13 protein-coding genes are annotated in these 12,052 nt (G+C 40.4%); 11 read left to right on the forward strand and 2 right to left on the reverse strand.

Annotation, left to right across the window (positions count from 1 at the left end):
* Positions 1-27: 27 nt before the first annotated feature.
* Positions 28-111 (reverse strand): YjcZ family sporulation protein, encoded by an 84-nt coding sequence (locus ABRT01_RS00540; protein WP_064503397.1) that lies wholly within the window; start codon positions 109-111, stop codon positions 28-30.
* Positions 112-317: 206 nt separating this feature from the next.
* On the opposite strand from ABRT01_RS00540, the gene ABRT01_RS00545 reads away from it, so the two are divergent.
* From ABRT01_RS00545 to ABRT01_RS00595, 11 genes are all read left to right on the forward strand, one after another.
* On the forward strand, positions 318-1,061 hold the full coding sequence (locus ABRT01_RS00545) for a segregation/condensation protein A (RefSeq protein ID WP_269412324.1): 744 nt from the start codon (positions 318-320) through the stop codon (positions 1,059-1,061).
* Complete coding sequence (scpB, locus tag ABRT01_RS00550; RefSeq protein WP_269412325.1) at positions 1,058-1,651, forward strand: SMC-Scp complex subunit ScpB; 594 nt, start codon at positions 1,058-1,060, stop codon at positions 1,649-1,651. The genes ABRT01_RS00545 and scpB overlap by 4 nt, the downstream gene beginning before the upstream one ends.
* A 116-nt stretch (positions 1,652-1,767) precedes the next feature.
* Positions 1,768-2,871, forward strand: coding sequence for a D-alanyl-D-alanine carboxypeptidase family protein (locus tag ABRT01_RS00555; RefSeq protein WP_269412326.1), 1,104 nt, complete (start codon positions 1,768-1,770; stop codon positions 2,869-2,871).
* Position 2,872: 1 nt separating this feature from the next.
* Positions 2,873-3,457 carry a nucleoside recognition domain-containing protein gene (locus tag ABRT01_RS00560; RefSeq protein ID WP_269412327.1) on the forward strand — a complete coding sequence of 195 codons (585 nt, stop codon included), beginning with the start codon at positions 2,873-2,875 and terminating at the stop codon, positions 3,455-3,457.
* A gap of 2 nt (positions 3,458-3,459) precedes the next feature.
* Positions 3,460-3,990 (forward strand): spore maturation protein, encoded by a 531-nt coding sequence (locus tag ABRT01_RS00565; RefSeq protein WP_269412328.1) that lies wholly within the window; start codon positions 3,460-3,462, stop codon positions 3,988-3,990.
* A 107-nt stretch (positions 3,991-4,097) separates the two neighbouring features.
* A complete protein-coding gene (locus ABRT01_RS00570; RefSeq protein WP_269412329.1) occupies positions 4,098-4,838 on the forward strand; it encodes a pseudouridine synthase in 741 nt (246 codons plus the stop codon).
* Positions 4,839-4,892: 54 nt separating this feature from the next.
* A complete protein-coding gene (resA, locus tag ABRT01_RS00575) occupies positions 4,893-5,465 on the forward strand; it encodes a thiol-disulfide oxidoreductase ResA (RefSeq protein WP_269412330.1) in 573 nt (190 codons plus the stop codon).
* Between the two features lie 24 nt (positions 5,466-5,489).
* Complete coding sequence (gene resB, locus ABRT01_RS00580; protein WP_439649455.1) at positions 5,490-7,472, forward strand: cytochrome c biogenesis protein ResB; 1,983 nt, start codon at positions 5,490-5,492, stop codon at positions 7,470-7,472.
* A gap of 38 nt (positions 7,473-7,510) precedes the next feature.
* Entirely contained in the window at positions 7,511-8,698 is a 1,188-nt protein-coding gene (gene ccsB / locus ABRT01_RS00585) for a c-type cytochrome biogenesis protein CcsB (protein WP_367746050.1), read from the forward strand.
* A 176-nt stretch (positions 8,699-8,874) separates the two neighbouring features.
* On the forward strand, positions 8,875-9,588 hold the full coding sequence (locus ABRT01_RS00590) for a response regulator transcription factor (RefSeq protein ID WP_269412333.1): 714 nt from the start codon (positions 8,875-8,877) through the stop codon (positions 9,586-9,588).
* Positions 9,588-11,354, forward strand: coding sequence for an ATP-binding protein (locus tag ABRT01_RS00595; protein WP_269412334.1), 1,767 nt, complete (start codon positions 9,588-9,590; stop codon positions 11,352-11,354). Before ABRT01_RS00590 ends, ABRT01_RS00595 begins: the two co-directional genes overlap by 1 nt.
* Before the next feature lie 374 nt (positions 11,355-11,728).
* Here ABRT01_RS00595 and ABRT01_RS00600 read toward each other — a convergent pair whose 3' ends face one another.
* Complete coding sequence (locus ABRT01_RS00600) at positions 11,729-11,980, reverse strand: ferredoxin (protein ID WP_269412335.1); 252 nt, start codon at positions 11,978-11,980, stop codon at positions 11,729-11,731.
* Positions 11,981-12,052: the final 72 nt, after the last annotated feature.

Here is a 12,052-nt window from a genome sequence, read left to right on the forward strand (position 1 = left end):
TATGCATTCGCACGCAAGGCTATCATTCTATAGCCAAGCAGCACCAACGATAATGAGTAAAATGAACAATACGACGATTAACGCAAATCCACCGCCATAACCTGCACCCATTTGAAATTCCTCCTTTTGAACTTAAAGAATAAATGTCTAATCAACATTTATCTTTCGTTAATAACTTATGTAGGACATTGGAATAGTGTATAGGCGCATATGTTATGTTTATCATTTTTTAATGATTAAAACCTATAATTTTGGTATGCTGTATTTGTTTAAACAGTTACGTTGGTCGATATTTTTTATGCGAAAGGAAGAAAACAATGAATCAGGCTTATCAGGTAAAAATTGATTCATTTGAAGGACCGCTTGATTTATTATTGCATTTAATCAACCGATATGAGATTAATATATACGATATTCCGGTCGCACAAATAACGGAACAATATATGGAGTACATCCACACCATGCAACAGTTGGAATTAAATGTAGCCAGCGAATATCTGGTTATGGCTGCCACATTGCTAGCCGTAAAAAGCCAAATGCTATTGCCAAAACAGGAATTGGACATGGAAGATGAAGGATATGAAGAGGATCCGCGAGAAGAGTTGATGGAGCGCCTAATAGCCTACCGAAAATATAAGCAAGCAGCCGAGACATTGAAAGAAAAGGAAATGGATAACCACCAAATCTTCACCCGTGCCCCAGTTCGAATCCCTGATACTGAAACACAAAAGCCTATGGTGCAAGGGGATGTTTCCATTTATGATATGCTGGGTGCATTAAATAACATGTTGGAAAGGAAAAAGTGGAAAGAGCCTCTCGAAACAAAAATAAACCGGGTTGACATTTCACTGGAGCAACGGATGGAGGAAGTGATCCAGGTGGTAAAACAGAGTCGGGACGGGATTCTGTTTGATGATCTGTTTACCTACCGTTCACGTTCTCATATTGTTGTGACTTTTGTCGCCATATTAGAGTTGATGAAAACGAAACAAGTATATTGTAAACAAGAAAAACAACTTGCGGATTTATATGTTTTTGATGGAAGAAGCGTGAAAGCATGAATGAATTAAAAGCGATTGTGGAAGGTTTGCTGTTTGCCAGTGGTGACGACGGCATTACCGTGAAACAACTTGCAAGCATACTGGAGGTTCATTCGGATACGGTTGAACAAATGCTTGAGGAATTAGCCTACGAATATGAGCACACCGAACGAGGGATGATGATTATAAAATCTCATGAGGCATTTCATCTGACAACGAAACCGGAACATAGTGATTATTTAAAAAAACTATTGGAAACGCCACAATCATCTAAAATGTCACAGGCAGCATTAGAAACATTGGCGATTATCGCTTATCGGCAACCAATAACCAGAACAGAAATTGATGAAATACGTGGGGTGAAAAGCGAACGGCCGGTACAGACATTGCTTTCCAGATCTTTGATTGAAGAAGTAGGGCGCCGTGAAGGAATTGGGCGTCCAATCCTGTTTGGGACAAGCAAAGAATTTCTAACGTATTTTGGGCTGACCTCTTTGGAGGAATTACCACCGTTGCCTGAAGAGATTGATCAGAATGCAGTTGAACATGAAGCAGATTTATTTTTTGAGAATTTTACTACCGGTACAGACGAAGAACCACATTCCAAATGAAACCTTTGCACAATGATTGTGTAAAGGTTTTTTCTTTTGCAGTTACACCTTTTTATCATACTATAAGTTGTCCAGCATAGACTGTAGAGACACAAAAACTACGGGAGGACCCCCATATGCGCTGGATATTTGTAACCGTCATATTTGTTGGATTATGTATGCTTGCTTTCCCCGGAGATGGACAAGCAAAGCCAAGCACATCCGCGAAACAGGCTATTTTAATGGAGCAATCTTCCGGAAGAGTATTATATGAAAAAGATGCCAATCAACGCCGTCCAATTGCCAGCATAACAAAAATCATGACCGCCATTATCGCAATCGAATCTGGAAAAATGGACGATACGGTGACTGTTTCGAAACGGGCAGTCTATGCTGGGGGGTCATCTATTTATCTTGAGGAGGGTGAGAAGATCAAGTTAAGGGATCTTGTTTATGGGTTAATGTTGCGCTCGGGAAATGATGCTGCGGTAGCAATTGCAGAACACGTCGGTGGCAGTGTAGAAGGATTCAGTTACTTAATGAATCAAAAAGCCCGATGGTTGGGAATGACAAATAGCCATTTTGATAATCCGCATGGTCTCGATTCAAAAACGCATTATTCCACCGCATATGATATGGCACTGCTGATGCAATATGCCATGGATAACGATGCCTTTCGAAAAATTACCGGGGCAATCACCTATAAAGCCACGACAAAAAAATATGCCTGGCAAAATAAAAATAAGCTATTAACGCGGTACTATGATTATTGCATCGGCGGGAAAACGGGTTTTACCAAAATTGCCGGGAGAACATTGGTTTCAACAGCACGTAAAGATGACATGGAATTGATTGCTGTTACCTTAAATGCCCCTGATGACTGGCAGGACCATATCGGAATGTATGATTGGGCATTTGACAAATATAAGATGACATCGGTACTTGATAAAGGTAAAATGACGTACCATGTACAAGGGACTAATCAAAAAACGACAGGGTTTATTCATCAAAACATCGCTTATCCCTTGGATTCACAAGAGCAAAATAGTATCCGTTTGAAAACGTTCATGCTGAATAAAGACCTGCAAAACAATAAGGAGAAAATTGGCAAGACCATCGTTTATTTGGATGGAACCCCGCTTGAAGAAGTACCTGTTTATAAAGAGGATCAGCAGGCAAAGAAGAAGACATTATTCACAGATACCAAGTCAGTATTAAAACAAATGACAGGGTTGGATTAGTATGGTTAATATTATTTGGGCTTCCATGGCCATTATTGGCATCTTTTACGCGATGATAAATGGCACAATGGATGAAGTAAATAAGGCATTATTTGAGAGTGCTGAAGAGGCTGTAACCATATCAATTGGATTAATCAGTGTTATGGTATTTTGGCTGGGGATTATGAAGGTTGCTGAAAAAGCTGGGATATTACGCAGGCTCACCAAGCTGTTTCGTCCAGCTGTCGCCAAATTATTTCCAGAGATTCCCAAAGATCATCCGGCAATGGGTTATATTTTATCCAACTTCACTGCAAATATATTCGGACTCGGGAATGCAGCAACTCCAATGGGTCTTAAAGCCATGGAGCAAATGAAACAATTAAGTGGCACAGATACCGCGTCAAGATCGATGATTACGTTTTTGGCATTAAATACATCAGGTTTGACAATTATCCCGACAACAGTCATTGCTATTCGTATGCATTATCATTCCGTTTCGCCAACGGAAATTGTCGGTACAACAATTGTTGCCACCATTATGTCATCACTTGGGGCTATAATAGTAGATCGGATATTTTACCATCGCAGTATTAGGAGGGAATAAAGATGGCGGTCATGACCACAATAAGTACCTGGCTTATTCCATGCTTTATCATGCTTGTCCTCATTGTGGCAACCTACAAGCGCGTTCAAACCTATGAAGTGTTTGTGGAGGGAGGAAAAGAAGGTATCAAAATGGCCTTCTCCATACTCCCTTTTTTGGTAGGAATGATTGTATCCATCGGGATTTTACGGGCGTCTGGTGCACTTGAAGCTTTTATAAATATGTTAACACCATTTTTAAGCATGATTGGCGTTCCTGCTGATATTGTACCACTTGCATTGATCAGGCCGATTTCCGGTACTGCGGCTTTGAGTATTACGACAGAGTTGATTAGCGCGAACGGACCTGATTCCTTTATAGGCCGGCTGGCATCTACCATGCAGGGAAGTACCGACACGACACTCTACATATTAACCATTTACTTTGGTGCTGTTGGTATTAAAAAAATGCGATATGCGTTAAAAGTTGGACTCATTGCTGATTTAATTGGTATAATTGCCTCGATTGTAATCGTCACTATTATATTTGGATAAACCTTTAGAGTAGCGTTAACTTATAGTTAACGCTACTATTGTGTTGGTGGGAGATAAAAGGTAAAATACCAAAGGATCATTAAATTTCAGGAAACATGGTGATAAATATGGCAAACATAGAGGAACGCTTGCAGAAGGTGATTGCAAGAAGCGGAATTACTTCAAGAAGGAAGGCTGAACAGCTTATTGTTGATGGAAAGGTAAAAGTGAATGGAAAAACAGTGACAGAACTTGGCACCAAAGTCTCGCCTCATGATGACGTGGAAGTAAACGGCGTACCACTCGAAAAAGAGGCACCTGTTTATTATTTGCTGTATAAGCCGCGTGGCGTTATATCGAGTGTGAAAGATGACAAGAATAGAAAAGTAGTTACTGATTTTTTCCCTGAGGTAAAAGAGCGAATTTTCCCGGTTGGAAGGCTTGATTATGACTCTTCTGGGATTATTTTATTGACGAATGATGGGGAATTTGCCAACCTGTTAATGCATCCCCGTTATGAAATGGACAAAGTTTATGTGGCAAAAGTAAAGGGAATCCCATCCAAAAAAGAAATGAATCGTTTGCGTAATGGCATCCGTGTAGATAATGACAAGTTAAAAATTATTGGCTATAAATTTTTGTCAACCGATAAAGATGCAAACACAGCAATTATCGAAATGACATTGCATGAAGGAAAAAACCGCCATGTCAGGCGCATGATGGACGGGCTTGGTTACCCTGTTATCAAGTTGAAAAGGGAGCGGTACGGGATGCTAACATTAAAAGGGTTGAAATCCGGTGAATTCAGGGCATTAACACCACATGAAGTAAAGATGATGCGTGAAGCAGCTACAAAAATTGTTGAATAATAGTCAAATTTACCATATCACACACATGATATAATAACATGGGGAGTGACTGCATTGACGGAGAAAAAACAGCGACCGGACAAAACAAAGAAAAAACGAAACCGTTTAATTTTTAGATCAGTTATTTTGGCGATATTGGTAGTGGCTGTAGGTTATGCCTTGATTTCCAATTTAACCGAGGATAATGCAAAAGTGGCAAAAGGTGATGATGCTCCTGATTTTAAATTAAACCAGGTGAACGATAGTAACAATTTACAGTCGGTTCAACTAAGTGATTTAAAGGGAAAGGGTGTTATGCTTAATTTTTGGGCGACCTATTGTGATCCATGTAAAGCTGAAATGCCCTACATGGAGAAGTTATATCCCAAATACAAGGAACGAGGGGTGGAAATTGTCGCAGTCAGTCTTGATGCGACGCAGCTTGTTATTGACAAGTTTATTAATAAGTATGATTTGACATTCCCTGTGCTCCATGACACCAAAAATCAGGTATTGGATCAGTATGGTGTCGAACCGCTTCCAAGTACTTTTTTCATTAATCCGGACGGCAAGGTGGAAGAGGTTGTTGAAGGAGCATTAACGTTGGATACACTGGAGGATCATCTGAAAAAAATTGAGCCCAAATAATTAATGTGAGGGATTTCTATGAGTGTGAATGATGTAAAATGTGAGTGTGGGCACGTTAACCCCGAAGGTACCGTGCTTTGTGAAGCATGCGGGAAGCCAATTGAGGGAAATCAGCACATTGATGGTAACGATAAACGAAAATTGCTAAATATGCGTTATGACGGTAGCGCCCGGCGATCACAGACATATAATAAGTCAATTATTGATAAAATATGGAGCTTTTTCTCCTCTGTGAAGGTTGGGGTATGGTTAATTTGTCTTGCCTTAGTCGCGTCAGCAATTGGGACCATCTTCCCGCAAGAACAATACATACCGGCAGATGCTGTTTCACGCGATCCCGCAGTCTATTACGAGGCTACCTATGGCATACTCGGGAAAATTTATTATCAACTGGGATTTCATCATTTATATAGTTCCTGGTGGTATATGATATTAATTGCGTTAATCGGTGTTTCTTTGGTCATCTGCAGCCTTGACCGTTTTGTACCACTTTACAAAGCGTTAAAAAGGCAGAAACCAAAACGCCATGAAACGTTTTTAAATCGCCAGCGTCTATATAGTGAAACAGAAAATGTTACCGCAGAAGAGAAAGAAAAAATCAAGGCATCACTTAGGAAACAGCGTTATAAAGTCCGGGATGAAAATGGCCATATTTTAGCGGAAAAAGGAAGATTCTCGCGTTGGGGGCCCTATGTAAATCATATTGGCCTGATTATTATTTTATTAGCTGCGATACTGCGAATGACACCACTTCTTTTTTCGGATGACTATGTATGGGTCAGGGAAGGTCAGCGTACCGTTATTCCTTCCACAAATGGGGAATACTATATCGAAAATAAAGGTTTTATTCTTGATACATGGGACCCAGAAGAAGCAGGTGGCAAATTTAAAGATGCCATAGAAAAACAAGGAGAGGTACCGAAAAACCATCAAACCGATGCGGTGATTTATAAAAAATCAGGTGATTCCATTCCAGGCGAAGAACCGGATTTGGAAAAAGTAACCGAGGGGAAAATTCGGCTCAACCAGCCACTGAAATTTGACAAATATACCTTGTATCAATCCGGTTATCAGCAAAATGAGTTTACGAGTATGTCATTTAACATTCTAAAGGCGGATACGAAAGATAAAGAATATGATCATTTAACGTTTAAGTTGCATACAACGGATAAGGACAATGACAAAACGCTGGGAACGTTTACGATTGATTTGAACAATCAAAAAGACGTATACAAACTTGATAATGGTTACCGTGTGCAAGCTGAACAATATTATCCCGATTATTATCTGGAAGGCGGCAAACCAGAATCGCATAGTGATAAACCGAAAAATCCCGCATTTGTGTTCTTCGTTTATCCGCCAGACAGTGATAAACCCGAGACAAGTTTTGTCGGGTTGGACGGGAGCATTTCGGCAGCTGGAGAAGATTCGCAATATAAGCTGGACATTAAAGATTACAAGCTGAAAGGCGAACTTGGCAAATTCAAAATTAATTTTAACGAACCAAAATCAGAATACAAACTTGATAATGGAACCAGGGTGGTCGTTGATGAGTATTACCCTGATTATGAAGAGGAAGACGGACAGGCAAAATCAAAATCCAAATATCCCAGAAATCCAGCTTTAGAATTGTCGGTTTATCCACCCGGCAGTGACAAAGCAGAAAAAAGCTTTGTTGGTATTGGCAAAAATGACGCGATCACAAAAGGAAATCAATACAAGCTTGGTCTCGCTGGTATGAAACTTCATGATGTTAGTGGCATCCAGGTGAAAAAAGATTATACCCTCCCATTTTTCATTGCTGGAGCAATCATCTTTTTAATCGGGGTGGCACAAGGTATGTACTGGCACCATAGAAGGATTTGGATTCATCCAAAAGACAACGGACTGCTTGTGGCTGCCCATACAAACAAGAACTGGTTCGGCATTAAGAAAGATATTGAAAAAGCAATTGAAGGAACCAATGTGAATATGGTAGTGGATCAACAAGAATTGGAAGATGATTAAGGAAGGCATAAAAAGGTAGTTCAAAAGGGGGTTTTTTGATGGATTATTTAAAAATTAGCGGTACAGCGTTATATACCGCCTTTTTTCTATATTTGATTGCTACCATTTTCTTTGGGGCAACGATTAAAGACGACAAGAAGAAGCAGAAGCAGGGGGTGTCGGGGATAATCGGCATTACCCTGACCCTGGTTGGCTTCGCGGCACAGATTGTGTATTTTGTGACCAGATGGATCGCCAGTGGACATGCTCCCGTCAGTAATATGTTTGAGTTTGTCACCTTTTTTGGTATGGGACTTGTTTTGGCGTTTATCATCATTTACTTTATTTACAAGTTAAACATTTTGGGTTTATTCGCTTTGCCACTTGCATTAATCGTCATCGCCTATGCGAGTATCTTTCCAACAGATGTTTCGCCTTTGATATCATCGTTGCAAAGCCATTGGTTATACATCCATGTAACAACTGTATCAATAGCCGAAGCCATCTTGTCGATCAGTTTTGTTGCCGGTTTGATGTATTTGATTCGCCAAATTGATCAATCAAAAGGTAGTGCACGCACTTTCTGGCTTGAGGTTATTTTATTCGGACTGTTTATTCTGCTTGGGTTTAGTGTAGCAGGTGGTATATTCAAGGCTATGGATTATCATGCTGAGTTCCAATATATTGAACAAGGAAACGAAACAACAGTCGATTATCAAATGCCGGCAATTGCGGGACCGCATGATGGGAAATTATTAACGCAAGATGCCATGAGTCCATGGTTTCAAGCACCTTCCTGGATGCATGGGGCAGACGCGGGACGTAAATTTAATTCGGTTATCTGGTCCGTGTTTGTGGGACTGGTTATCTATCTCATTTTCCGCTTGATTGCCAGAAAAAGAGTCGGCGCTACCATTCAGCCATTAATAAAAAAAGTTAGTCCAAATTTACTGGATGAGGTGTCTTATCGAGCCGTCGCCATTGGCTTCCCACTCTTTACCTTAGGGGGACTGGTTTTTGCCTCTATTTGGGCGCAGCAGGCCTGGGGTCGCTTTTGGGGCTGGGATCCAAAAGAAGTATGGGCACTTGTCACATGGTTCTTCTATGCCGCATTTCTTCATTTGCGATTATCCAGAGGTTGGCATGGTGAAAAATCTGCCTGGCTTGCCGCGGGTGGATTTGCTATCATTATGTTTAACCTGATTGCGGTTAATCTGATATTGGCTGGATTACACTCCTATGCATAGTTGTAAACAACATTAACTATAAAATGAGACAGGGGGAAATCGATTTGATCGGTTTCCTCATTTCCGTTTCATCATGCTGTGGGCGTGTGATCCTGAATATTAGTGTTTTCTTATACTTTTTTAGATAGTTCATTTATACTTACTTTAGGTAGGGTATAAGAGGAGAGTGAAGTAAAATGGAAACAAATGCAACCATTCTAGTTGTGGATGATGAAGAACGAATCAGACGATTGATTCGGATGTATTTGGAACGTGATGATTTTGTTGTTGAAGAAGCGGATAATGGCAGGGATGCTTTGCGAATGGCCACGGAAACAGACTATGATGTGATACTGCTTGATATTATGATGCCCGGGATGGACGGCATTGAAGTCTGCCAGGAATTGCGTAAAGAAAAGGATACGCCTGTTATTATGTTAACCGCAAAAGGGGAGGAATCCAACCGGGTACAAGGTTTTGAGGTGGGAACTGATGATTATATTGTTAAACCGTTCAGCCCCCGTGAAGTGGTTTTACGAGTGAAGGCCTTATTACGCAGAACTAGCACCAATGTGAGTGAAGAACAGACAGGTCCGACGAATTTACTTGTTTTTGAGCACCTGACGATTGATAAAGATGCGCACCGGGTTACTGCTGATGGCAATGATGTTAGTTTAACCCCAAAAGAATACGAATTGCTCTGCTTTTTAGCAAAGGCGCCTGATAAAGTATTCAATCGGGAACAATTGCTGAAGGAAGTTTGGAATTATGAATTTTTTGGTGACCTGAGAACAGTGGACACCCACGTTAAACGACTTCGCGAAAAGTTAAGTAAAGTCTCTGATGAGGCGGCAAAAATGATTGTAACCGTCTGGGGTGTCGGCTATAAATTTGAGGTGAACGAATCATAATGTTCTGGCGCAGTGTAGTTGGGAAACTGGCAGTAACTATTTTATTGCTGGTTTCTTTTGTCTTATTTATACTGACTATTTTGTTATTGGAGTTTTTTGAGAACTTTCATATCGCAGAGGCGGAGAAAGATTTAATGCAAACCGCTACAAAGGTATCTTATCTGATGGAACAGTACGATGACGAAGATTTACTCTATGAAATGACCGATCGGATCAAAGACCCTTCCAGCAGGGTGGCCATTGTCCATAAAGATGACGGGTTATGGGTCTCTCCCAGCAATAATACGTATTTGGAAAAATTAAACGAGCAATGGATAGCCGATGATCAAGATTTGTCCGATGTATTGGATAAGCACAATAAAGTCAAAAAGCAAGCAGCAATTCCAGGCAAAGATGAGAAGATGATGATTGTTGGATTACCCGTTTCTGATGATGAAGCCGTTTTTGTTTACCAATCATTGAATGTTGTTAATCAAACAACAGCTCAAACAACTAAAATTATCTTTCTGGCCGCCGGAATTGCCATTGTGTTAACAATAATCTTTGCTGTGTTCCTTTCAACAAGAATTACCTCACCATTAATCAAAATGCGGGAAGCTGCCATTGATTTAACAAGAGGAGAATTTAATAAAAAGGTACCTATTTTGACGCATGATGAAATAGGTGAATTGGCCACAGCTTTTAACCAGATGGGTGAACAGTTAAATTTCCATATTAATGCACTAAGACAAGAGAAAGAACAATTATCCGGGATCGTTAATTCAATGGCTGATGGAGTTATCACAATGAATCGAAATGGCGATATGATTGTAACGAACCCACCAGCGGAACGGTTTGTTCGGGATTGGTATTTTGAACATAATCTTCCTGTTGACGAAGCAAATTGGAAACTTCCCACTGATTTAAACCAGGTTCTCCAGGAGGTTATTGAGGGAGAAACAGAGGTTCTAAAAGAAATTAGTATACTGGGAAGAAACTGGGTAATGATCATGACACCGTTATACGATCAGTCGTTTGTGCGAGGTGCTGTGGCAGTCATCCGTGATATGACCGAGGAACGGCGCTTGGATAAAATGCGTAAAGATTTTATTGCCAATGTATCGCATGAATTGCGGACACCTATATCGTTAATGCAAGGATATAGTGAAGCAATTGTTGATAATGTTGCTGAAAGCCCGGAAGAAAAAAATGACCTGGCACAAATTATTCATGAAGAATCACTACGAATGGGTCGTCTGGTCAATGAGTTATTGGATCTCGCCCGCATGGAGGCAGGTCATACCCAGTTGAATTTGGCACCTGTGGAAGTTGAACCATTTGCGGAACGAATCATGAAGAAGTTTAAAGGTATTGCTGATGAACAGGATGTCAAGCTAACATTGTCAAAAAGTATCGCCAATCCTATCGTCACATGTGATGAGGATCAAATCGAACAGGTATTTACCAATTTAATTGATAATGCTATTCGCCATACGGATTCAGGCGGCACTGTAAAGGTAACTGTGGAAACGAATGCCGATGAGATGCATGTGATGGTAACAGACAGCGGAAGTGGTATTCCTGAAGCAGATCTTCCATTTGTGTTTGAACGGTTTTATAAGGCGGATAAATCGAGAACAAGAAATACCAAGAAGAAAGGGACCGGTTTAGGGCTGTCAATCGCCAAAAATATCATTAATGCCCACCATGGCAGCATTTCAGTTCAGAGTAAGTTGAACCAGGGTACGACATTTACATTTAAAATCCCGACACATGAAAATCATTAACGTGCGTGTTCAAAATTTTACCGGACCTTTTGAACATCCGCTTAAAAGTATTCTGATCCCCAAACGATTCATCAAATGGACCATGAACCGTTTGGGGATTCATTTTTTTGCAGGAATGGAAATCATGATTTTCTACCGATATATTTTGGCAAAAACAATTTCTTAAGTAATTTTAAACCGAAATATGGTGCTTTGGGTTATGACAGGCAGGATAAATTTTAGAATTAGGTGTTTTTGCGGGTTTTGACATTCTAATGCTAGCAAATTATGATAGAATCAGGAAGGAAACTGTAGAATAAGAGGTATCATGTTGGGTGCTTGGGGGAATAAGCAGCGGTAAGTGGTTGTATCAAGCATAAGTTGACTCTCGTAAACTAGTCTTCAAACTTATGTGGATCACCGAAAAATGGTTGATCGGCAATTTTGATTGAGTCTGTCGGACAACCCTGACAAGCATCTTCCATCTCATCCTCCCATTCCTCAGGGACAGCTGCGGTACCTTCATTATTGTCGAGCAGAACAAAAGATAGTCCATCGTCATCATCATCATATATATGCGGGGCAGAAAAGCTACAAGCACCACAGGCAATGCATGTTTCTTTATCAATGATTGTAAATTTTGGCATGGGTTTTCCCCCTAACTAGATAACACTTCCTTTATTGTAAAACCACTTTTGCTATTTTTCAAACCTTCGCCA

Source organism: Lentibacillus sp. L22 (genome assembly GCF_040812445.1).
Lineage (GTDB): Bacteria > Bacillota > Bacilli > Bacillales > Amphibacillaceae > Lentibacillus_C > Lentibacillus_C daqui.

Coding starts and splice junctions, on each gene's coding strand:
- ABRT01_RS00600 (WP_269412335.1), bottom strand. CDS start 11,980: ATGCCAAAATTTACAATCATTGATAAAGAAACATGCATTGCCTGTGGT.
- ABRT01_RS00590 (WP_269412333.1), top strand. CDS start 8,875: ATGGAAACAAATGCAACCATTCTAGTTGTGGATGATGAAGAACGAATC.
- ABRT01_RS00595 (WP_269412334.1), top strand. CDS start 9,588: ATGTTCTGGCGCAGTGTAGTTGGGAAACTGGCAGTAACTATTTTATTG.
- ccsB (WP_367746050.1), top strand. CDS start 7,511: ATGGATTATTTAAAAATTAGCGGTACAGCGTTATATACCGCCTTTTTT.
- ABRT01_RS00570 (WP_269412329.1), top strand. CDS start 4,098: ATGGCAAACATAGAGGAACGCTTGCAGAAGGTGATTGCAAGAAGCGGA.
- ABRT01_RS00555 (WP_269412326.1), top strand. CDS start 1,768: ATGCGCTGGATATTTGTAACCGTCATATTTGTTGGATTATGTATGCTT.
- ABRT01_RS00565 (WP_269412328.1), top strand. CDS start 3,460: ATGGCGGTCATGACCACAATAAGTACCTGGCTTATTCCATGCTTTATC.
- scpB (WP_269412325.1), top strand. CDS start 1,058: ATGAATGAATTAAAAGCGATTGTGGAAGGTTTGCTGTTTGCCAGTGGT.
- ABRT01_RS00560 (WP_269412327.1), top strand. CDS start 2,873: ATGGTTAATATTATTTGGGCTTCCATGGCCATTATTGGCATCTTTTAC.
- ABRT01_RS00540 (WP_064503397.1), bottom strand. CDS start 111: ATGGGTGCAGGTTATGGCGGTGGATTTGCGTTAATCGTCGTATTGTTC.
- ABRT01_RS00545 (WP_269412324.1), top strand. CDS start 318: ATGAATCAGGCTTATCAGGTAAAAATTGATTCATTTGAAGGACCGCTT.